Here is a 20976-nt window from a genome sequence, read left to right as displayed (position 1 = left end):
GCGCGACGCGATCGTCAAGCGCTTCCGGGGCGCCCTGGACCGCACCGGGCTCGCGGATGCCTACGCGATGCGGTCCAGCACGATCGGGTTCGGGGTGAACGCCGTGCCCGGCGCCGCGATGTCCCAGGCCGACTCCAGGGACTTCAGGGCGTAGTCGAACTTCTCCGGGGTGTCCGTGTGGAGGGTCAGCAGCGGCTGGCCCGCGGTCACCGTGTCGCCCGGCTTCGCGTGGAGCTCGACGCCGGCGCCCGCCTGCACCGGGTCCTCCTTGCGGGCGCGGCCCGCGCCCAGGCGCCAGGCGGCGATGCCGACGTCGTACGCGTCGAGGCGGGTGAGGACACCGGTCGACGGGGCCGTGACGACGTGCTGCTCGCGGGCGACCGGGAGGGCCGCGTCGGGGTCGCCGCCCTGGGCCGCGATCATCCGGCGCCAGACGTCCATCGCCGAGCCGTCCTTGAGCGCCTTCGCCGGGTCGGCGTCCTTGACGCCGGCCGCGTCGAGCATCTCGCGGGCGAGGGCGATCGTGAGCTCGACGACGTCGGCGGGGCCGCCGCCGGCGAGGACCTCGACCGACTCGCGGACCTCCAGGGCGTTGCCGGCGGTGAGGCCGAGCGGGGTCGCCATGTCGGTGAGGAGCGCGACCGTCTTGACGCCGCTGTCGGTGCCGAGCGCCACCATGGTGGAGGCCAGTTCGCGGGCGTCCTCGATGTTCTTCATGAAGGCGCCGGTGCCGACCTTGACGTCCAGGACGAGCGAGCCGGTGCCCTCGGCGATCTTCTTGGACATGATGGAGGAGGCGATCAGCGGGATCGCCTCGACCGTGCCGGTGACGTCGCGGAGCGCGTACAGCTTCTTGTCCGCCGGCGCCAGGCCGTCGCCCGCCGCGCAGATGACCGCGCCCGTGGTGTCGAGGACGTGCAGCATCTCCTCGTTGGAGAGCAGTGCGCGCCAGCCGGGGATGGACTCCAGCTTGTCGAGCGTGCCGCCGGTGTGGCCGAGGCCGCGGCCGGAGAGCTGCGGCACGGCCGCGCCGCAGGCCGCGACGAGCGGGGCGAGCGGAAGGGTGATCTTGTCGCCGACGCCGCCGGTGGAGTGCTTGTCGGCGGTCGGGCGGGACAGCGCGTCGAAGTTCATGCGCTCGCCGGACGCGATCATGGCGGCGGTCCAGCGGGCGATCTCCGTGCGGTTCATGCCGTTCAGCAGGATGGCCATGGCCAGGGCGGACATCTGCTCGTCGGCGACCACGCCGCGGGTGTAGGCGTCGATGACCCAGTCGATCTGCTCGGGGCTCAGCTCGCCCTTGTCCCGCTTGGTGCGGATGACGGAGATGACGTCCATGGTGGTGCCTCTTTCTACGCGCATAGAGGGGGAAAGGGGGAGCGACCCTTCCATGGTGGCGGAAGGGCCGCTCCGAAGTGCTACTTGACGAGGTGGTCCGGGCCGAAGGCCTGCGGGAGCATCTCGGACAGGGTCAGGAACCCCGCCGGGGTCTCCAGGACGAGCTCGGGGCCGCCGAACTCGTACAGGAGCTGCCGGCAGCGCCCGCAGGGGACCAGGGACTCGCCCCGGCCGTCCACGCACACGAAGTGCGTCAGGCGCCCGCCGCCGGTCGCCTGCAGCTGCGAGACGAGCCCGCACTCGGCGCACAGGCCGAGGCCGAAGGAGGCGTTCTCCACGTTGCAGCCGGAGACCACCCGCCCGTCGTCCACGAGGGCCGCCGCACCGACCGGGTAGCCCGAGTACGGGGCGTAGGCGTGGGACATCGCCTCGCGGGCGGTCTCCCGGAGCAGCTCCCAGTCGGGCGCCGCCGTCACTTGCCCTGGCCCTTCCGGTAGGGCAGGCCGTCCGCCTTCGGCATCCGCAGGCGCTGCGCCGAGAGGGCGAGCACCAGCAGGGTGGTGATGTACGGGGCGGCGTCGACGAACTGGCTCGGGACCTCGTCGGTCAGGCCGTACCAGAGGAAGAAGGCCGCGGAGAACACCGCGGAGACGACCGCGACCACGTACTTCTTCTTGTACAGCTGCCACAGGGCGGCGATCACCAGGAGCACCGCGACGAGCAGCAGCAGCGCGTGGACGTTCTCGGCGCCGCCGCGCAGCTTGAGGCTGTCGGTGAAGCCGAAGAGGCCGGCGCCCATGGCCATGCCGCCGGGCATCCAGTTGCCGAAGATCATCGCGGCGAGGCCGATGTAGCCGCGGCCGCCGGTCTGGCCCTCCTGGTAGATGCCGGTGGAGACGATCGCCAGGAAGGCGCCGCCGAGGCCGGCGAGGGCGCCGGAGACGGCGACCGCGATGTACTTGTACTTGTAGACGTTGACGCCCAGGGACTCGGCCGCGACCGGGTTCTCGCCGCAGGAGCGCAGCCGCAGGCCGAAGGCCGTGCGCCAGAGCACCCACCAGGTGCCGGGGATGAGCAGGACGGCCACGATCGTCAGCACCGACAGGTTGGTGACCAGGCCGCCGAGGATGCCGGCGAGGTCCGAGATCAGGAACCAGTGCTTCTGCTGGAGGTCGATCAGTCCGTCGGAGAGCCCGGGGATGGTGATGTCGGTGATCTGGTCGATGCGCGGGGACTGCTTGGAGGAGCCGCCCTCGGCCTTGTCGAAGGTGAAGTTCGACAGGTACTGGGTGAAGCCGACCGCCAGGATGTTGATCGCCACACCGGAGACGATGTGGTTCACGTTGAACGTGACGGTGATGATCGCGTGCAGGAGGCCGCCGAGCGCGCCGCCGAGGATGCCGACGACGACGCCCGTCCACGGGCCCCACTGGTAGCCGGCCCAGGCGCCGAACCAGGTGCCGAGGACCATCATGCCCTCGAGACCGATGTTGACGACGCCCGCGCGCTCGGACCACAGACCGCCGAGACCGGCCATGCCGATCGGCACGGCGAGCTGGAGCGCACCGGAGATCTGGCCGACGGAGGTGAGGTCGTCGGCTCCGGAGACCACCCGGACCAGCGAGAAGAGCACGAGGCCGGCCGCGATGATCAGCAGGATCCAGGGCCAGGTCAGCTTGCGGCGTCCGGCCTTCTTGGGCGCGGCGCTCGGCTTGGCAACGGTGCCGGTGCTCATGCCGCCACCTCCTTGTCGGTCTTGATGGCGCCGCCGGCGGCGAGTTCCTCGCCGACCTTCTGCTGCTGGCGGCGGAGGCCGTAACGGCGGACGAGCTCGTAGGAGACGACCACGGCGATCACGATGATGCCCTGCATGATCTGCGTGATCTCCTTCGGGTAGCCCGCGACGTCGAGGTTCGAGGACGCCTTTTCGAGGAACGCGAAGAGCAGGGCGGCGAAGAGGATGCCGACCGGGTGGTTGCGGCCGAGCAGGGCGACGGTGATGGCGGTGAAGCCGATGCCCACGGGGAAGGCGAGGCTGTACGTGTGGGTCTCGCCGAGCAGCGTCGGCATGCCGGACAGGCCGGCGAGGCCGCCCGAGATCAGCATCGAGGTGAGGATCATCTTCTTGGCGTCGACGCCGCTGGCCTGGGCCGCGGACTCGCTCTCGCCGGTGGCGCGCAGGTCGAAGCCGAAGCGGGTGCGGTTGAGCACGAACCAGTAGACGACGCCGAGCGCGAGCGCGACGAAGGTGAAGCCGTAGATCTCGCCGGCGCCCTCGCCCATGTCGATGCCGGGGAACCAGCCGGACTCGGCGATCTGACCGGTGGTGAGGTCGTTGGAGCCCTCGGGCTGGACGCCGAAGTTCTTCGGCAGGATCAGCCAGGCCACCAGGGAGGTGGTGATGGCGTTGAGCATGATCGTGGAGACGACCTCGGAGACGCCGCGGGTGGTCTTCAGGACGCCCGCGATGCCGGCCCAGAAGGCGCCGGTCGCGATGGCCACGAGCACGATCAGCAGGATGTGCAGCGGACCGGGCAGGTCCACGGCCGCGCCGACGAGCGCCGACAGCATCGCGGCGAGGCGGTACTGGCCGTCGACGCCGATGTTGAAGAGGTTCATCCGGAAGCCGATGGCCACGGCCAGGGCCGCCAGATAGAGGATCCCGGTGTAGTTGACGATCAGCACCTGGGTGTCGGAGTACCCGGCGTTCTCGATCATCAGGCGGATCGGCTCGATCGGGTCGAGGCCCGTCGCGAGCAGCACCAGGACGGTGAGCACGAAGGAGGTGACCAGAGCGAGCACGGGGCCGGCGGCCCCGATGATCAGCTTGTCCTTGTCGATTTTCATCATCGGGCGTCACCGTCTTCGGACTGCTCTTCGGTGCCTTCGAGGCGGCCGGTGGCTGCGCCGGTCATGGCGGAGCCCAGCTGCTCGGGCGTGATGGTGGCGGGGTCGGCGTCGGCGACCAGCTTGCCGCGGTACATGACCCGGAGCGTGTCGGACAGGCCGATCAGCTCGTCGAGGTCGGCGGAGATCAGCAGTACCGCGAGACCCGCGCGGCGGGCGTCCCGGATCGCGTCCCAGATCTGCGCCTGCGCGCCGACGTCCACACCGCGGGTGGGGTGGGCGGCGATCAGGAACTTCGGGTTGTGGCTCATCTCGCGGCCGACGATCAGCTTCTGCTGGTTGCCGCCGGAGAGGGAGGCCGCGGTCACGTCGATGCCGGGGGTGCGGACGTCGTACTCGCGCACGATCCGCTCGGTGTCCTTGCGGGCGGCCTTCGGGTCGAGGAGGCCGCGCTTGGAGTTGGGGGCCTCGGTGACGTGGCCGAGGATGCGGTTCTCCCAGAGGGGGGCCTCCAGGAGCAGGCCGTGCCGGTGGCGGTCCTCGGGGATGTAGCCGATGCCGCCCTCGCGGCGCTTGCGCACGGAGACCTTGGAGATGTCCTCGCCGTCGAGGGTGATGACGCCCTCGTCGGGGACGGACATGCCCATCAGGGCCTCGATGAGCTCGGTCTGGCCGTTGCCCTCGACACCGGCGATGCCGAGGATCTCGCCCTTGTGGATGGTGAGCGAGATGTCGTCGAGGAGCTTGCGGCCCGCGCCGATCTCCTGGACGGTGACCGCGCCGGACGGGTCCGGCGGGGCGGCAGTGGTGAGCGGGGCGGCCGCGGCGGCGCCGGCCTCGGTCAGGGTCAGGCCCTCGACCCGGAGCATCGGGACGTCCGTGACCGTCGACTCGCGGGTCTCCGGCGAGGGCAGCTCGCTGCCGACCATCAGCTCGGCGAGCTGCTTGGTGGTGGCGGTCTTCGGGTCGGCGGTGCCGACCGTGGTGCCCCGGCGGATGACGGTGATGTCGTCGGCGACCTTCAGGACCTCGCCCAGCTTGTGCGAGATGAAGATGACGGTGAGGCCCTCGGACTTGAGCTCGCGCAGGTTGTCGAAGAGCGCGTCGACCTCCTGCGGGACGAGCACGGCGGTCGGCTCGTCGAGGATGAGGATCTTCGCGCCGCGGTAGAGGACCTTCAGGATCTCCACGCGCTGCCGGTCGGCGACGCCGAGGTCCTCGACGAGCGCGTCGGGGCGGACCCCGAGGCCGTACGCGTCGGAGATCTCGTTGATCTTCTTCCGCGCCTTGGCGCCGATGCCGTAGAGCTTCTCGCCGCCGAGGACGACGTTCTCCAGGACGGTGAGGTTGTCGGCGAGCATGAAGTGCTGGTGCACCATGCCGATGCCGCGGGCGATGGCGTCACCGGGGCTGGAGAAGGTGACCTGCTCGCCGTCGACCGCGATGGTGCCCTCGTCCGGCTTCTGCATGCCGTAGAGGATCTTCATGAGGGTCGACTTGCCGGCACCGTTCTCGCCGATGAGGGCGTGCACGGTGCCCTTGCGGACCGTGATGGCGATGTCCTTGTTGGCGACGACGCCGGGGAAACGCTTGGTGATGCCGTGCAGTTCTACGGCAGGGGGGCTGGACGCGTTGATGACGCACTCTCCTTGGCCGGAAGGAGTGGGAGCGGGAGGGCAGGGCGGGGCGAAGTTATCGTGCCAGGGAGACATCTACGCGCGTAGCGCTGCCGAAAAATGAAAACCCGTACGGGAATGGGCCCGGGCCCCGGGATCCGGCGGGGGTGCCGTCGGATCCCGGGCCCGGGCTCAGGTCGTGACCTGGTGCCCTTACGGAGCGGTCTTGACCGTGATCTTGCCGTCGATGATCTCCTTCTTCGCCTTGTCCACCGCGGCGATGAGGTCCGTCATCTTCGTGTAAGCCGGGTTGGAGTCGGCCAGGCCGACGCCGTTGGTGGCGAGGCCGTAGCGGATCTCACCGGTCTGCGGCTTGCCGTCCTTGACCGACTTGATCAGGTTGTAGACGGAGCCCGAGACGTCCTTGGTGACCGAGGTCAGGATCTGGTCCTTGTACGAGGCCAGACCCGCCTGCTTGTACTGGTCGGAGTCGACGCCGATGGCCCACTTGCCCGCGGCGGAGGCGGCCTCGATCGCACCGGAACCGGCCAGACCGGCGGCGGCGTAGATCACGTCGGCGCCCTTGTCGAGCTGGCCCTGCGCGGCGGCCTTGCCGAGGTCGGGCTTCGAGAAGCCGTCGAAGTTCGGCGGCTGGGTCAGGTACTGGACGAGCACCTTCGCCTTGGGGTTGGTGTCCTTGACGCCCTGCGCGAAGCCCGCCTCGAACTTCTTGATCAGCGGAACCTCGACACCGCCGATGAAGCCGACCGTGCCGGACTTGGACGCCTTGGCGGCGGCGACGCCGGCCAGGTAGGAGCCCTGCTCCTCGTTGAAGACGAGGTTGGCGATGTTCGGGCCGGTCTTCGACGTGTCGTCGATGAGGCCGAAGGTGGTCTTCGGGTAGGCCTTGGCGACCTTCTCGATGGCCGGGGCGTAGGCGAAGCCGACGCCGATGACCGGGTTGTTCCCGGCGCGGGCCAGCGAGGTGAGGCGCGCGACCTTGTCGGCGTCGCTCTCGCCCTGCGACGGCTCGGCCTCGGCGCCCTTGACGCCGAGCTCGTCCTCGGCCTTCTTCAGGCCGGCGTAGGCGGCGTCGTTGAACGACTGGTCGCCGCGGCCGCCGATGTCGTACGCGATGGCGGCCTTGACTTCCTTCGAGCCGGAGGTCGAGCTGGAGCTCGAACCCGAGTCGGTGGACGACTTGCCGCACGCGGTGACGGACAGCGCGAGCGCCGCGGAGGCGATGCCCACGGTCGTGATCCTGGTGATCCGGCGCAAGAGGAGGGTCCCTTCAAGACTGACCGAAAGCGCCTCTTCCGGCGCTGGTTTCGCGGCGATCGTAACGCGCGTAGATGTCAGTTAAAGACCCGTTCATGAGTCGTTATCGGATCGTCGCGAACCGGCCAGCCGAGGCGACCGGGGGCGTTCGGCCCGGTACCGCCGGTTATACCGCCGGGGGCGGATGCCCGAACAGGGGTCGGAAGGCGACGCGCCGGGCGCTGGGCCGGCCGTGGGACGGCGGTGGGCCGGACGGATGAGGGCCCGGGGGCGCCGTTCCCGCCGCCCGTCCGGCTCTCGCCACCCGCCCGGCCGGGGGTCAGCGCTGGGGCGTGGCGTCGAGGAGGGCCGCGGCCGTGAAGAGCTCCACGCCGGCCTCGATGCACCGCTCGTCCACGTCGAAGTCGCCGGCGTGCAGGTCGCGGACCCTGGCGTCGCCGGGGGTGCGGACGCCGAGGCGGGCCATGGCGCCGGGGACGTGCTCCAGGTACCAGGAGAAGTCCTCGCCGCCGAGGCTCTGCTCGGTGTCCTCGATCGCATACGGTCCGCGGCGGGCCGTCATGGCGTCGTGGAGCAGCTCGGCGACGGCCGGGTCGTTGACGACCGGGGGGACGCCGCGGACGTAGGTGACGGTCGACTTGGCCCGGTGGAGGGTCGCGACCTCGTCGATCGCGGCGTGGATCAGGTCGGGGGCCTCGCGCCAGGTGGGGAGGTCGAGGCAGCGGACGGTGCCGGACAGCTCGGCGTGCTGCGGGATGACGTTCGGGGCGTGGCCGGCCTCGATGCGGCCCCAGGTGACGGAGAGGCCCGAGCGGGCGTCGACGCGGCGGGCGAGGACGGCGGGGACGTCGGTGGCGACCCGGGCGGCGGCGGTGACGAGGTCGGTGGTGAGGTGCGGGCGGGCGGTGTGGCCGCCGGGTCCGTCGAGGGTGACCTCCAGGCGGTCGCAGGCGGAGGTGATGGGTCCGGCCCGGAGCCCGATCTTCCCGGCGTCGACCCGGGGGTCGCAGTGGACGGCGATGATCCGGCCGACGCCGTCCAGGACCCCGGCCTCGACGGCGTCGGCGGCGCCGCCGGGCAGGACCTCCTCGGCGGGCTGGAAGACGAGCCGCACGGCGTTCGGCAGGAGGCCCTGGCGGTCGAGCTCGGCGAGGACGAGCCCGGCGCCGAGGACGGTGGTGGTGTGGACGTCGTGTCCACAGGCGTGGGCGCGGTTGGCCACGGTGGAGCGGTAGGCGACGGTCTTGACGTCGGGGATGGGCAGCGCGTCGATGTCGCCGCGGATCGCGAGCATGGACCGGCCGGCGGCCCGGGTGCCGATGTCACAGATGAGTCCGGTGCCGCCCGGCAGGACCTTCGGCTCCAGGCCGGCCGCCTCCAGGCGGGCCTTGAGCGCCGCGGTCGTACGGAACTCCTGGTTCCCGAGCTCGGGGTGCATGTGCAAGTCCCTGCGGAAGGCGACGAGTTCGGCGCGCAGGGGTTCGGACAGCGTTCCGGGCAGGGTGACGGAGCCGGGCTCACGGGACTTCAACTGGTTCACCCTTTGAAGGGTAGGCCCGCAGAGAGGTCAACTGCCCGTTGATCACGAGAATTTCAGCCCCTTAGGGGAAAGAATCTCGGTTTCTCAGGCATGAACCTCACTCCGGGTGGGTACGCTCAGCCGAATTCGAGCCGGTCGGACGGGTGTGCCGCCCGGCTCGTGAGCCGGTCGACCTCGTGGGCCGCGGTACCCGTGATCCCGGACAGGAAACCCTGCGCGCGCGGTGAGGCGGTCGCCCGCAGCCACTCGGGCGCTATGTCGATGACCGCCACCTTCACGCCCGTGCCGGCGAGGGCCAGCGGCAGGGTGTGCACCACCGTGGAGGGGAAGCTGACGACCGTGCGCCCGATGGGGCCTCGTCGGGCTATCAGTTCCAGGGGCAGATCGGGCCGGACCACCTGGAGGCCCGTCTCGACCGCGATCCGGTGCAGCTTCTCGGCGCTCTCCCTGCGGTGGGCGAAGTAGCGGGTGGCTCCGTGGACGCGGGCCAGCTCGCTCACCACGCGCGCGTAGTGGTCGGCGTCGACGACTCCCGTCTCGACCAGCGAGGTGCCGACCAGGTCCGCGCCGCCGGTGAGCAGCGGCGGGCCGAAGGCGTCCCGGGTCCAGGCGTACGCGTTCTCGGTGACCGTGACGCCCGGCGGGGCCTCCACGGGCAGCGAGGTGAAGATCTCGACCGTGCGGCGCCGGGCGGGGGCGAGCCGCCGCCGGGCGAGGGCGGTGACCGGGGCGAGGACCAGCTCGCGGGGGCCCAGGCTCCCCTTGCGGTGCCAGCGCACCAGGCGCTCGCCGCGGCCGAGCTGGGCGGCGAACTCCATGGTCGCGGTGCCGTCGTCGACCACCGTCAGGTGCCGGGGGGCGAAGAGGGTCAGGAGCAGCTGGACGTACCGGGAGAACGGGTCCCCGATGATCACCCGCTCCGCCGAGCGCAGCGGCCCGGCGAGCTCGCGCAGGGTGCGGACGAGCGCGCCCCGGCCGCCGCGGGCCTCCTGCCAGTGGACGGCGAGGCCCTGGTCGCGGGCCAGCTGGGCCATCCGGCGCAGCTGGCCCCGCGACATGGGGTCGGTCGGCGAGAGGACGACGACCGTGAGGGGTGGGGCGACGTCCGCCGGTCCACCGGTCGAGGGGGCCGTGCGGCCCCCGGGGCTCTGCGTGTGCGCCCACTCCAGGACGTTCAGAAGCTGGACCGGGCTCTCGACGAACGCCAGCTGCCCGGTCATGCGGCGACGGCGCCCTGGACCCGGCGGAGCTTCTTCATCGGGCCGAGCTCCGACTCGTACACCTTCTTCACGCCGTCGCCGAGCGCGGTCTCGATGGTGCGGATGTCGCGGACCAGGCGCGTCAGGCCCTGCGGCTCGACGGAGGCGGCCTGGTCGGAGCCCCACATGGCGCGGTCGAGGGTGATGTGGCGCTCGACGAAGGTGGCGCCGAGGGCGACGGCGGCCAGCGTGGTCTGGAGGCCGGTCTCGTGGCCGGAGTAGCCGATCGGGACGTTCGGGTACTCCTCCTGGAGCGTCTGGATGACGCGGAGGTTGAGTTCCTCGGCCTTGGCCGGGTAGGTCGAGGTGGCGTGGCAGAGCAGGATGTTGTCGCTGCCGAGGACCTCGACGGCGTGCCGGATCTGCTTCGGCGTCGACATGCCGGTGGAGAGGATGACCGTGCGGCCGGTGGCGCGCAGCTCGCGCAGCAGCTCGTCGTCGGTGAGGGAGGCGGAGGCGACCTTGTGGGCGGGGACGTCGAACTTCTCCAGGAAGGCGACGGCCTCGGTGTCCCACGGGGAGGCGAACCAGTCGATGCCGCGCTCCTTGCAGTGCTCGTCGATGGCGCGGTACTCGTCCTCGCCGAACTCCACGCGGTGGCGGTAGTCGATGTACGTCATCCGGCCCCAGGGGGTGTCGCGCTCGATGTCCCACTGGTCGCGCGGGGTGCAGATCTCCGGGGTGCGCTTCTGGAACTTGACGGCGTCGCAGCCGGCCTCGGCGGCCACGTCGATCAGCTTGAAGGCGTTGTCGAGGTCGCCGTTGTGGTTGATGCCGATCTCGCCGCAGACGTAGACGGAGTGGCCCGGGCCGGCGGTCTTGGTGCCGAGGGTGCGCAGACGGGTGTTCATGATCGTTCCTTACGGGTTGGGCGAGTTGGGGGTGTCGAGCTCGGGTCCGAGGAGCCAGGCGGCGATCTCGCGGATCGCTCCGGAGCCGCCCGGCGTGACGGTGACCGCGCGGGCGGCGGCCCGTACGGAGTCGTGGGCGCTGCTCACCGCGACGGGCCAGCCGACGAGGTGGAAGCAGGGCAGGTCGTTGACGTCGTTGCCGGCGTAGAGGACGCGCTGCGGGTCGATGCCCTCGACCTCGCACCACTCCTTGAGGGCGCGGTCCTTGCGGTCGATGCCGTGCAGGACGGGGATCTTGAGCTTGCGGGCGCGGGCGGCGACCACGGCGTTCTGCTCGGTGGAGAGGATGAGGACGGGCAGTCCGGCGCGGCGCAGGGCCGCGATGCCGAGGCCGTCGCCGCGGTGCGCGGAGACGAACTCGCGCCCCTCGGCGTCGAGGTGGACCCGGTCGTCGGTCTGGGTGCCGTCGAAGTCGAGGACGACCGCGTCGACGTCGGCGAAGCCGGGCGTGACGGGCTCGTCGAGGAGCGGCGCGAGGGCCTTGGCGCGGGCGAGGTCGTGCGGGTCGTCGATCTCCAGGACCCGGGCGGGGTCGGTGACGACGAGCGCGGTGCGGCCGAAGAAGCGGTGCCCGTGGGTGCGGAAGCCGGCCGCGTCCATCGCGTAGACGGCGCCGGTCTCCAGGTACTCGGGCTCCCGGTCCTGGCGGCGCGGGCGGTGCGCCTTGTCGTGGTTGACGCCGGTGGCCCCGGCGGGGGTCTCGCGCCAGAGGAAGCCGTGGGACGGGGCGGCCGTGAAGGCGGTGTCGGCGGCGCCCGAGGTGATCCGCCCGGCGGTCTCGGCGACCTCGGCGGAGGTGAGGAAGGGGCTCGTGCACTGGACGAGGAGGACCACGTCGGCCGGGCGGCCGTGGACGGCCTCGAAGGCGTCCATGGCGTGCAGGACCGCGGCCTCGCTGGTGGCCGTGTCGCCAGCGATCTCGGCGGGCCGCCGGACGGCCTCGGCCCCCGCGGTGCGGGCCGCGGCCGCGATGGCCTCGTCGTCGGTGGAGACCACGACGTGCGTCACGGTGCGGGCGCCGAGGCAGGCGCGGACGGCGCGGGCCACCAGGGGGACCCCGGCCACCGGGGCGAGGTTCTTGGCGGGCACGCCCTTGGAGCCGCCCCGGGCGGGAATGACGGCGAGCACGGTGGGGGCGGGCCCCCCGGCCGGGTTCGCGGTGGCCTCGGCGGGCGTGGCGGTGGCGCTCATCAGAGTTCTCCCAGGCGGCGGATGACGGGGGCGACGCGCTGTACGCCGTGGCGGTACGCGCCCCGCGCGGCCTCCCGGACGACCCGGCGGAGACCGCTCTCGCGGGGCTCGGGCGCGGTGACGTCCAGGCGGTGGCGGGCGAGGATCCCGGGCAGGTAGCCGGGGGCCGTCTCCGCGGTGTAGTAGGGGCTGATCGGGGGCAGCGCGGGAAGCGCCAGGAGCTCGGCGACGCGGTCACGGGCGGCGTCGAAGGCCTTCTCGTACGATCCGTCGGACGCCACGCCCTGCCGGGCGAGCCAGGTCTCGTCGGGTGCCGGCGCGTCCCCCTTGTCGAGCCGGTCGAAGGAGGTCAGCAGGCCGGAGCCGACGAAGTGGTGGTTGCCGAGCGCCTCGCGGACCCCGAGGTCGGTGAGGATCGCGGTGGGGATCCGGCGGTGGAGCGCTTCGAGGGCGGCCGTGGAGGAGACGGTGACCAGCAGGTCGGTGCGGTCGAGGACCTCGCCCATGTGCCCGTACACGAGCCGGAAGTTGTCCGGCGGGTCGAGCTCGCGGACCAGCTTCTGGAAGGGGAACTCCTCCAGGTGCGTGGTGTGTTCGCCCGGCTTGGAGCGGAGCTTGAGGAGCACCTCGCGCCCGGGGTGGAGACGGGCGTGCGCGATCAACCGCCGCAGCACGTAGGCCCGTTCGGCCCGGGTCACGGGCACGGAGGGCTGGGCGGCGAAGACCAGCGTGTCCCGGCCGGCCCGGGGGGCGTACGGTGCGCCGCCCAGGAAGGGCAGCGCGGCCTCGACGACCGGCTCGGCGCCGGCGCCCACGCCCTCGTAGACGGCGCGGAAACGCTCGGCGTCGTGGCGGGAGTTGGCGAGGACCACGTCGGCGCCGTGGCGCAGCAGCAGGCCGTCGGTCAGCTTCTCGTAGACGACGCCGACGTAGCCGGTGACGATCACCGGGCGCCGTTCCAGGGCGAGGTCGGCCAGCCCCTGGAGGACGGCCCTGACGGTGCCGCCGACGAGGGCGAGCACGAGGACGTCGAATCCCTCGCCGCGCGCCTCCGCGTCCCGTACCGCGCGCAGGAAGTCCGCGCCCGTCACCTCGCGCGGGGCGGTCTTGGACACCCCGGTCTCGGCGAGCTGGCGCGCGGTGGGCGTGGCCCGTCCGCGCAGGACGAAACCGGTGGGTTCGGCGGTCGCCGTGGTGATGCGGCGCGCGGTGAGGGCGCCCCATTTCCACCGGGTGTCGGAGTCGGCGAGTACGGCGACCCGTACCGCTTCTCTGGTACTTGCTGGCACGTCGAGGACGCTAGAAGGGCATTCCGCTTTTCGGCCCAACTGAGTCACAACAAACGGTGAACAGAGCCTCTCCGCACGCTGAAGCGGGTCGTTATCCGGACGCGTGAAGGCCGATTTCCCCTGCGGGTAAAGGCGGTTAATCGGCCCGCCGCTTGGTGTTCACCGAAAGGCCGCCCGGCGGTCGGTGGGAATGCCGGGGCGGCGCCTAGCGTCGGCCGCGTGGTCAAGCTCTCCGTCGTCGTGCCGTTCTTCAACGTGCAGACATACGCCCCCGACACCCTCACCAGCCTGCGGGCCAACGCCCGCGAGGACTTCGAGTTCCTGCTCGTCGACGACTGCTCGTCGGACGGGACCCCGGAGCTCCTCGAACGGGCCGCGCGCGAGATCCCGGGTGCCGTCCTGATCAGGCACGAGCACAACGAGGGCCTCGCCACGGCCCGGAACACCGGCCTCGACGCCGCCCGCGGCGAGTACGTCGCCTTCCTCGACGGGGACGACTGGCTCGCCCCCGGCTACTACCCCCGCCTCGTCGCCGCCGCCGAGTCGCTGGGCTGCGACTTCCTGCGCACCGACCACGTCACGGTCACCGGCCGCAACCGCGCGGTGCGGCGGGTGCCGGTCCCCCGGCGCGCCGAGGTGCTGCGCCCGCGGGACGCGATCCTGCCGGCGCACCGGACGACCTCGGTCGACTACCCGTACGCCTGGGCCGGGATCTACCACCGGCGGCTCCTGGACCGGGGCCTGCTGCACTTCCCGCACGGACTGCGGACCGCCGAGGACCGGCCGTGGATCTGGAAACTCCACCGCGAGGCGGAATCCTTCGCCGCGATCGGAGAACTCGGCGTGTTCTATCGGCGCGGGGTGGCGACCTCGCTCACTCAGATCGGCGACGTCCGGCAATTGGATTTCATCCGCGCCTTCGACCAGGTGATCGAGGAAACGGCGAAGGACCCGGACGCGGACCTTCTTCTTCCCAAGGCCGTCCGTACGTATTGCGCCGTGATCTCCCATCACATCGGGTCGATCGAACGGTTCGAGCCCGATGTGGCGCGCCGGCTGAAGGCGATGAGCGCGGGCGCGCTGCGGCGGATGCCGCAGGGGGTCCTCGACGAGGCCCTGAACGCGATGGGCGGGGACCGCGCGACGCTGCTGCGCCGGCTGCGCAGGCGCCGTCCCGCACCCCCGCCGGCGGCACCGGCACGCGAGGCCGGCACGGGCACCGGCTCCCCGGAGGTGGCCGCGTGAGCGCCCGCCGGACCACCCGGATCTTCTGCGCCTCCACCCTCTACGGCGCCGTGACGCTCGCCGCGGCGCTCGACAGCGGCTGCTTCGGCCCCGCCGACCGCCGGATCCTCCTCGTCACCAACAACGCGGCCGTGCCGGAGACGACCCCCGCCCTGGACGAGGCCGAGGGCTTCGAGCGGCTGCGCGGCCGCTTCGACTCCGTCCTGTCCTGGAACGAGACGATCTCCCCGCTCCACCCGGCCGGCTGGACCCCGCGCGCGAGCGATCTGCCGCTCCTCCAGCGCCATCTGCGAAGGCTCTGGGACCTCGGCGACGACCGCGTCGAACTCGCCCTCGAATCGCTCCAGGTCACGCCCGCGCTCGCCATCGCCCAGCTGTTTCCCGAGGCGCCGATCACGGTGTACGCGGACGGTCTGATGAGCTACGGCCCGACCCGCAACAAGATCGACCCGCTCATCGGCGGCCGCGTGGGCCGGCTGCTGCACCTGGACCTCGTCCCCGGGCTCTCCCCGCTGCTGCTCGCCGAGTTCGGGGCGGTGCCGGAGGCGGTGCCGACGGAGGCGTTCACGAAGGTCGTCGAGGAGCTGGCGGGGACCCCCGCCGCCGGCTCGCAGGAGGGCCCCGCGCTGCTCCTCGGCCAGTACCTGGCCGCGCTGAACCTGCTGACCGCCGCCGAGGAGGAGGAGCTGCACCTGCGGATGGTCCGGGGGGCGATCGCCCGCGGCCACCGGCGGCTCGTCTTCAAGCCGCACCCGACGGCCCCGGACTCCTGGTCGCGGACCCTCGTGGCGGCGGCGGAGGAACTCGGCGCCGAGCTGACCGTCGAGCACCGGCCGGTGCTCGCCGAGGTGCTCTACCGCGAGCTGCGGCCCGCGCTCGTCGTCGGCTGCTTCTCCACGGCGCTGCTCACGGCGGCGACCTTCTACGGGATACCGGCCGCCCGGGTCGGCACGCGCGCCCTCCTGGAGCGGCTCACCCCGTTCCAGAACAGCAACCGGATCCCGCTCACGGTCGTCGACGTGGTCGTCCCGCCCCTGGAGGAGGAGGACGGCGGCGCCGAGGTCGGTACGGAGCAGCTGAACGACCTGGTCGCGGCGGTCGGCTTCGCGATGCAGCCGAAGATACGTCCGGAGCTGCGGGAGCCGGCGGTACGGCACCTCTCGGGCCCGCTAGCCGAGCACACCCGGCACCACTTCACCCGCCGCCGACTCACCGTCCTGAACCTGCCGGGCGGCCTGCCGATCCCCCGTCACCCGAAGGTCCGCCGGCTCGCGCGCCGGGCGCTGCGGCTGCGCAGGGCGCTGAGGCGGTAACGAGCCACCGCCGGAACGGCGGGCCCGGGAACCCGTGCGGGGGTCCCGGGCCCGCGGCGACGGGGATCAGGCGCGGACGATCGGCTCCTGGATCTCGGAGACCCAGCCGGCCGGGTCCTCCGGGCACTCCAGGTACAGCTCGCGGGCGTGGCCGGCCGACCGGTAGCCGTTGGTGTCGATCCAGGCGGCCAGGGTCTGCACGGTCGGCAGGACCTCGTCCATCGAACCCCGGTGGACGATGGTGGCGGCCTCCTCGATGCCGGGCAGGACGTGCACCTCGACGCCCTCCGCGACCGTGCCCTCGGGCACGGTCATGCCCGCGTGCACGAGGACCGAGCCGTCCCCCTCGCCCGCGTCCTCGTAGTACGCGATGCCCGGGCCGAAACCGGTGATCCCGGCCCCTTCGAGGCGGCCGCACAGCTCCTCGTACAGCGGTCCGATGACCGGGGTGATGTCGTGCGGGCCGAAGCTCGCGGCGACCGCGCTCAGCTCCGCGATGCGGACGGCGGGGATCTTCTTGACGACGACGTCCTGAGTGGACATGCGTCCCTCGCTCTCGATGGCGCGGAGCCTCGCACCGACCTGGGCGAGCCGGGCCCGTGCCGCCTCCAGGGCCGATTCCAGCTCGGCCTGGCGCAGGCGCAGCATCCCCCGCAGCTCCTCCGCGCCGAGCTCCTCCCGGAGGATCGCCCCCACCTGTTCGAGGGTGAAGCCGAGGTCCTTGAGCGCGATGACGCGGTTGAGCAGGGCGAGCTGGTCCGCCGAGTAGAAGCGGTAGCCGCTGTGCGGGTCGACGTGGGCCGGGCGCAGGAGTCCGATGGCGTCGTAGTGGCGCAGCATCCGGACCGACACCCGCCCGTGCCGGGCGAAGTCTCCGATGGTGAACATGACGCCCCCTACGGAACGGCCTCACACGGTGTGAGGGTCAAGCACCGGCCATGGAGAGCTTCACGGCGAAGCCGAGGAAGAGGGCGCCGGCGGCGGAGGTCGCTCCCGCCGAGAGCCGCTTGCGGCGCCGGAACGCGGCGGCGAGCCGGGTGCCGCCGAATATGAGGGTCGTCAGGTAGAGGAAGCTGCCGAGCTGGAGCAGGGTGCCGAGGACCAGGAAGGAGAGCGCCGGGTAGGCGTAGGACGGGTCCACGAACTGCACGAAGAAGGAGATCAGGAAGAGGATCGCCTTCGGGTTGAAGAGGCTGATGATCAGCGCGCGGCGGTACGGGTGCTCGGACGGCCCGGCGTCCGGCTCGGCGGCCTCGGCGACGGCCTCGTGCCGGGTGCGCCACATCGAGAAGGCGGCGCGCAGCATTCCGTACGCCATCCAGGCCAGGTATCCCGCGCCCGCGTACTTCACGATCATGAAGAGCAGTGGGGTGGTCTGGAGCAGGGAGGCGGCGCCGAGCGCGGCGAGCGTCATCAGGACGGCGTCGCCGGTGAACACCCCGGCGGCGGCCTTGTATCCGGTCCGGGTGCCCTTGCGGGCGGCGACGGACAGCACGTACAGCGAGTTCGGTCCCGGGAGGAGGATGATGAGGACGAGCCCGGCGAGATAGGTCGGCAGATCGGTGACACCCAGCATGAAGCGGAGTGTGGCACACCGGTACGACAGTCCGCTTTAAATTTCAACAGGTGGAACCGGTCAGAACGCGTCGGTCGGGACGTAGGTGCCCCAGACCTCGCGCAGCGCGCCGCAGACCTCGCCGACCGTGGCGCGGGCCCGGAGGGCGTCCCTCATCGGGTACAGGACGTTGTCCGTGCCCTCCGCCGCCCTCTTCAGCGCGGCCAGGGCCGCGTCCACGGTCCGCCGGTCGCGCTCGGCGCGGAGCTTCGCCAGGCGCCGGGCCTGCCGGGCCTCGATGGCCGGGTCGACGCGCAGCGGCTCGTAGGGCTCCTCGACGTCGATCGTGTAGCGGTTGACGCCGACGACGACCCGCTCGCCGGAGTCGGTCTCCTGCGCGATCCGGTAGGCCGAGCGCTCGATCTCGTCCTTCTGGAAACCGCGCTCGATCGCGGCGACCGCGCCGCCCATCTGCTCGACCCGGTCCATCAGCGCCACCGCGGCGGCCTCGACGTCGTCCGTCATCCTCTCGACGACGTAGGAGCCGGCGAAGGGGTCGACGGTGGCGGTGACGTCCGTCTCGTAGGCCAGGACCTGCTGGGTGCGCAGGGCCAGGCGGGCGGACTTGTCGGTCGGCAGCGCGATGGCCTCGTCGAAGGAGTTGGTGTGCAGCGACTGCGTGCCGCCGAGGACGGCCGCGAGGCCCTGGACGGCGACGCGCACCAGGTTGACCTCGGGCTGCTGGGCGGTGAGCTGCACGCCGGCGGTCTGGGTGTGGAAGCGCAGCATCAGCGACTTGGGGTTCTTCGCGCCGAACTCCTCCCGCATCACCCGCGCCCAGATCCGGCGGGCCGCGCGGAACTTGGCGACCTCCTCCAGGATCGTGGTGCGGGCCACGAAGAAGAAGGACAGGCGGGGCGCGAAGTCGTCGACGTCCATGCCGGCGGCGACGGCGGTGCGGACGTACGCGATGCCGTCGGCGAGGGTGAAGGCGATCTCCTGCGCGGGCGAGGCGCCGGCCTCGGCCATGTGGTAGCCGGAGATCGAGATCGTGTTCCACTTCGGGATCTCGCTTCGGCAGTACTTGAAGATGTCCGCGGTCAGCCGCAGCGAGGGCTTGGGCGGGAAGATGTACGTGCCCCGCGCGATGTACTCCTTGAGCACGTCGTTCTGGATCGTGCCGGTCAGCCGGTCAGCCGGGACGCCCTGTTCCTCGCCGACGAGCTGGTAGAGCAGGAGCAGCAGCGCGGCGGGGGCGTTGATCGTCATCGACGTGGAGACCTTGTCCAGCGGGATCCCGTCGAACAGGACGCGCATGTCGTCGATCGAGTCGACGGCGACGCCGACCTTGCCCACCTCGCCGTGCGCGAGCGGGGCGTCGGAGTCGTGGCCCATCTGGGTGGGCAGGTCGAAGGCGACCGACAGGCCCGTGGTGCCGTCGGCGATGAGCTGCCGGTAGCGGGCGTTGGACTCCGCGGCGGTGCCGAAGCCGGCGTACTGCCGCATGGTCCAGGGCCGGCCGGTGTACATCGAGGGGTACACCCCGCGGGTGAAGGGGTACGAGCCCGGCTCGCCCAGTTTCTCGGCGGGATCCCATCCGTCCAGGGCGTCCGGCCCGTAGACCGGCTCGATGGGCAGCCCCGATTCCGACTCGCGCGCCATGCCTTGTGCCTCCCGGTGGACCTGTGACCCGGGTTCTGCCGTCCGGGCCTGCCGCTCCTTCCTCACAGGATGCGCGGTTCGCGGCCCGGGTGCGCAACCACACGCGCGTGGGAAGCATCCCTACGTACACACGACACACCCCGGGGGGCAATGATGAAGCGGTCTTCGTCCGTCATACGAAGAGTGGTCCTGGCAGCCGCGGCGGTGGCACTCGCCGCCGGCTGCACACCCGACGCGTCCGGTACCGGCACGGGCACGACTTCCCCGCCCGCCTCGGCCACGGCAGGCACCGCCGCCCCCACCACGGACGACAAGCCGCCGTCCCCCTCCGCCACCTCTCCCTCCGCCTCCCCCACCGTCACGCCCTCGGACGGGAAGCCCACGCCGAAGCCCCTGATGGACGACGGGGACGAGAACGAGCAGGTGCGCGAGCTCCAGGCGCGGCTGCGGCAGCTCGACTTCTTCGACCGGGCCCCCACCGGCTTCTACGGGACGATGACGGCGGCCTCGGTCAGGAGGTTCCAGGCGCACCGGGGGCTGCCCGAGACGGGCGTGGTCGACGCGACGACCTGGCAGCGGCTGCTCTCCGTCACCCGGAAGCCGACCGCCGACGAGCTGAAGCCGTCGACGACGAACAAGCTGGACACCCCGGACCCGCGGTGCATGACCGGCCGGGTGCTGTGCATCAGCAAGGAGAGCCGCACCCTCGCCTGGATGATCGACGGCAGGGTCGTCTCCTCGATGGACGTCCGCTTCGGCTCGGAGAACACGCCGACCCGCGAGGGCCTCTTCAAGGTCGAGTGGAAGGCGAGGGACTGGACGTCGACGATCTACCACACGCCCATGCCGTACGCGATGTTCTTCAGCCGGGGCCAGGCCGTGCACTATTCGGCGGACTTCGCGGCCCGTGGCTACGCCGGTGCCTCGCACGGCTGCGTCAACGTCCGGGACCGGGCCAAGCTCTCCGCCCTCTTCGACCAGGTGAAGGTCGGCGACAAGGTCGTCGTCCACTGGTAGGGGCTGCGGGAGAGGAAGGGGCGCGGGTGGGACCGGGGGAACGTGTCCCACCCGCGCCAGGTGCGCGGAGCCGTAGGTACGGGGGGAACCCCGGCTCTCTGCGCGGCCGATGACCAGTCGGCACTTCTTACTGCGCCGGCGGGTCGAGAAGTGTTACACCCCGAGCGGAAGACGTGTCCCGGCGGTGATCTCCACGGGCAGCACGGCGGTGACCGCGGTGTCGAGGCGGACGCCCCCGTTCTGGTTCCCGGTGCCGCCGCGCTGGTCGCCGCTTCCGCCGGCGCTCACGGAGCCGCTGCCGGATCCGCCCTTGGACCCGTCCTTCGAGCCGGCCCGGCGGTCGTCGTCGGAGGAGTCCTCGGAGCCGTCCTTGCCGTCGTCCTTGGAGCCGTCCCTGGTGGAGTCCTGGTCCGCGCCCCCGGGCGTGCCGGTGTCGCCGGAGAGGATCCGGTCGCAGTAGACGCGCAGGGTGTCGCCGTTGGGCAGGGTGTTGAGGAGCCGCTGCCGGCCGGCGGCGTCGAGCTTTCCCGTCCGGTAGTCCCGGCAGGCCTGGAGGGCCTTCTCGCGGGCGTCCGCCGAACCGGTGCCGGCCGCGTCGCCGCCTCCGGACGTCCTGCCCGGCGTCGGGGTGCCGGGGGGCCGGGTGACCGTGCCGCGGCCGTCCGGGACGCGGGGGGTGGGTGCGGTGGACCCGGAGTCGGCCGAGGGGGACGAGCCGGGCGTGGGGTCGCCGCCGTCGCCCGGTCCCGTCGGGGGCGTCTCGGGGTCCTGGCGTATTCCGGGCTCCTTGGAGACGAGCGGGTCCGTCGTCTCCTCCGCCGAGACGGAGCTGGCGGGCGCGGGGCCGATCAGCGGCAGCACACCCGTGCCGGCGGCGACGGCGACGCCGCCGACCGTGACGGCGGCGACCGCGGC

17 protein-coding genes and 1 pseudogene are annotated in these 20976 nt (G+C 71.9%); 3 read left to right on the top strand and 15 right to left on the bottom strand.

Going from position 1 to position 20976, the window contains the following annotated elements; translation table 11 throughout:
* Positions 1-60: 60 nt before the first annotated feature.
* From K7G60_RS34765 to K7G60_RS34715, 11 genes are all read right to left on the bottom strand, one after another.
* Positions 61-1338 carry a thymidine phosphorylase gene (locus K7G60_RS34765; RefSeq protein ID WP_225804952.1) on the bottom strand — a complete coding sequence of 426 codons (1278 nt, stop codon included), beginning with the start codon at positions 1336-1338 and terminating at the stop codon, positions 61-63.
* 80 nt (positions 1339-1418) lie between these two features.
* Positions 1419-1814 carry a cytidine deaminase gene (locus tag K7G60_RS34760; RefSeq protein ID WP_225804951.1) on the bottom strand — a complete coding sequence of 132 codons (396 nt, stop codon included), beginning with the start codon at positions 1812-1814 and terminating at the stop codon, positions 1419-1421.
* Entirely contained in the window at positions 1811-3073 is a 1263-nt protein-coding gene (locus tag K7G60_RS34755) for an ABC transporter permease (RefSeq protein ID WP_225804950.1), read from the bottom strand. Before K7G60_RS34755 ends, K7G60_RS34760 begins: the two co-directional genes overlap by 4 nt.
* On the bottom strand, positions 3070-4188 hold the full coding sequence (locus K7G60_RS34750; RefSeq protein ID WP_225804949.1) for an ABC transporter permease: 1119 nt from the start codon (positions 4186-4188) through the stop codon (positions 3070-3072). Before K7G60_RS34750 ends, K7G60_RS34755 begins: the two co-directional genes overlap by 4 nt.
* On the bottom strand, positions 4185-5897 hold the full coding sequence (locus K7G60_RS34745; RefSeq protein WP_225804948.1) for an ABC transporter ATP-binding protein: 1713 nt from the start codon (positions 5895-5897) through the stop codon (positions 4185-4187). The genes K7G60_RS34750 and K7G60_RS34745 overlap by 4 nt, the downstream gene beginning before the upstream one ends.
* A gap of 117 nt (positions 5898-6014) precedes the next feature.
* Positions 6015-7079 (bottom strand): BMP family protein, encoded by a 1065-nt coding sequence (locus K7G60_RS34740; RefSeq protein WP_225804947.1) that lies wholly within the window; start codon positions 7077-7079, stop codon positions 6015-6017.
* 319 nt (positions 7080-7398) lie between these two features.
* A complete protein-coding gene (locus K7G60_RS34735; RefSeq protein ID WP_225804946.1) occupies positions 7399-8619 on the bottom strand; it encodes an amidohydrolase in 1221 nt (406 codons plus the stop codon).
* A 116-nt stretch (positions 8620-8735) separates the two neighbouring features.
* Positions 8736-9839 (bottom strand): hypothetical protein, encoded by a 1104-nt coding sequence (locus tag K7G60_RS34730; RefSeq protein ID WP_225804945.1) that lies wholly within the window; start codon positions 9837-9839, stop codon positions 8736-8738.
* A complete protein-coding gene (locus tag K7G60_RS34725; protein ID WP_225804944.1) occupies positions 9836-10729 on the bottom strand; it encodes an N-acetylneuraminate synthase family protein in 894 nt (297 codons plus the stop codon). Before K7G60_RS34725 ends, K7G60_RS34730 begins: the two co-directional genes overlap by 4 nt.
* A gap of 9 nt (positions 10730-10738) precedes the next feature.
* The gene (locus tag K7G60_RS34720) at positions 10739-11980 is read right to left on the bottom strand and encodes an acylneuraminate cytidylyltransferase (RefSeq protein ID WP_225804943.1); all 1242 of its coding nucleotides are present in this window, start codon (positions 11978-11980) and stop codon (positions 10739-10741) included.
* Positions 11980-13269 (bottom strand): DUF6716 putative glycosyltransferase, encoded by a 1290-nt coding sequence (locus K7G60_RS34715; protein ID WP_225804942.1) that lies wholly within the window; start codon positions 13267-13269, stop codon positions 11980-11982. The genes K7G60_RS34720 and K7G60_RS34715 overlap by 1 nt, the downstream gene beginning before the upstream one ends.
* A gap of 219 nt (positions 13270-13488) precedes the next feature.
* Here K7G60_RS34715 and K7G60_RS34710 point away from each other — a divergent pair, with 219 nt between their 5' ends.
* Both K7G60_RS34710 and K7G60_RS34705 read left to right on the top strand, forming a co-directional pair.
* A complete protein-coding gene (locus K7G60_RS34710) occupies positions 13489-14514 on the top strand; it encodes a glycosyltransferase family 2 protein (RefSeq protein WP_225804941.1) in 1026 nt (341 codons plus the stop codon).
* Positions 14511-15827, top strand: a complete 1317-nt coding sequence (locus K7G60_RS34705; protein ID WP_225804940.1) for an alpha-2,8-polysialyltransferase family protein — start codon at positions 14511-14513, stop codon at positions 15825-15827. The genes K7G60_RS34710 and K7G60_RS34705 overlap by 4 nt, the downstream gene beginning before the upstream one ends.
* 66 nt (positions 15828-15893) lie before the next feature.
* On the opposite strand, the gene K7G60_RS34700 is transcribed toward K7G60_RS34705, so the two are convergent.
* The 3 genes from K7G60_RS34700 to K7G60_RS34690 are packed head-to-tail and all read right to left on the bottom strand — an operon-like array spanning position 15894 to position 19044.
* On the bottom strand, positions 15894-16715 hold the full coding sequence (locus K7G60_RS34700; protein ID WP_225804939.1) for a MerR family transcriptional regulator: 822 nt from the start codon (positions 16713-16715) through the stop codon (positions 15894-15896).
* A 37-nt stretch (positions 16716-16752) separates the two neighbouring features.
* Positions 16753-17403 carry a leucine efflux protein LeuE gene (gene leuE, locus K7G60_RS34695; protein ID WP_225804938.1) on the bottom strand — a complete coding sequence of 217 codons (651 nt, stop codon included), beginning with the start codon at positions 17401-17403 and terminating at the stop codon, positions 16753-16755.
* A gap of 60 nt (positions 17404-17463) precedes the next feature.
* The gene (locus K7G60_RS34690) at positions 17464-19044 is read right to left on the bottom strand and encodes a methylmalonyl-CoA mutase (protein WP_225804937.1); all 1581 of its coding nucleotides are present in this window, start codon (positions 19042-19044) and stop codon (positions 17464-17466) included.
* Between the two features lie 153 nt (positions 19045-19197).
* Here K7G60_RS34690 and K7G60_RS34685 point away from each other — a divergent pair, with 153 nt between their 5' ends.
* Complete coding sequence (locus tag K7G60_RS34685) at positions 19198-20061, top strand: L,D-transpeptidase family protein (RefSeq protein WP_225804953.1); 864 nt, start codon at positions 19198-19200, stop codon at positions 20059-20061.
* 153 nt (positions 20062-20214) lie between these two features.
* Here the strand turns inward: K7G60_RS34685 and K7G60_RS34680 are convergent.
* A pseudogene (locus tag K7G60_RS34680) lies at positions 20215-20976 on the bottom strand (hypothetical protein); the annotation flags it as partial.

Source organism: Streptomyces sp. NK15101, from assembly GCF_020400725.1.
In the GTDB taxonomy this organism is placed as follows: Bacteria; Actinomycetota; Actinomycetes; order Streptomycetales; family Streptomycetaceae; genus Streptomyces.
The sequence above is the reverse complement of the archived record's forward strand: the minus strand, read 5'-3'. Positions and strand labels throughout refer to the sequence as shown.

Bases quoted from the DNA above. Each gene is read 5' to 3' on its own strand.
- K7G60_RS34765 (WP_225804952.1), bottom strand. From the start codon at position 1,338: ATGGACGTCATCTCCGTCATCCGCACCAAGCGGGACAAGGGCGAGCTG.
- K7G60_RS34755 (WP_225804950.1), bottom strand. From the start codon at position 3,073: ATGAGCACCGGCACCGTTGCCAAGCCGAGCGCCGCGCCCAAGAAGGCC.
- K7G60_RS34750 (WP_225804949.1), bottom strand. From the start codon at position 4,188: ATGATGAAAATCGACAAGGACAAGCTGATCATCGGGGCCGCCGGCCCC.
- K7G60_RS34745 (WP_225804948.1), bottom strand. From the start codon at position 5,897: ATGTCTCCCTGGCACGATAACTTCGCCCCGCCCTGCCCTCCCGCTCCC.
- K7G60_RS34730 (WP_225804945.1), bottom strand. From the start codon at position 9,839: ATGACCGGGCAGCTGGCGTTCGTCGAGAGCCCGGTCCAGCTTCTGAAC.
- K7G60_RS34725 (WP_225804944.1), bottom strand. From the start codon at position 10,729: ATGAACACCCGTCTGCGCACCCTCGGCACCAAGACCGCCGGCCCGGGC.
- K7G60_RS34720 (WP_225804943.1), bottom strand. From the start codon at position 11,980: ATGAGCGCCACCGCCACGCCCGCCGAGGCCACCGCGAACCCGGCCGGG.
- K7G60_RS34700 (WP_225804939.1), bottom strand. From the start codon at position 16,715: ATGTTCACCATCGGAGACTTCGCCCGGCACGGGCGGGTGTCGGTCCGG.
- leuE (WP_225804938.1), bottom strand. From the start codon at position 17,403: ATGCTGGGTGTCACCGATCTGCCGACCTATCTCGCCGGGCTCGTCCTC.
- K7G60_RS34690 (WP_225804937.1), bottom strand. From the start codon at position 19,044: ATGGCGCGCGAGTCGGAATCGGGGCTGCCCATCGAGCCGGTCTACGGG.
- K7G60_RS34685 (WP_225804953.1), top strand. From the start codon at position 19,198: ATGAAGCGGTCTTCGTCCGTCATACGAAGAGTGGTCCTGGCAGCCGCG.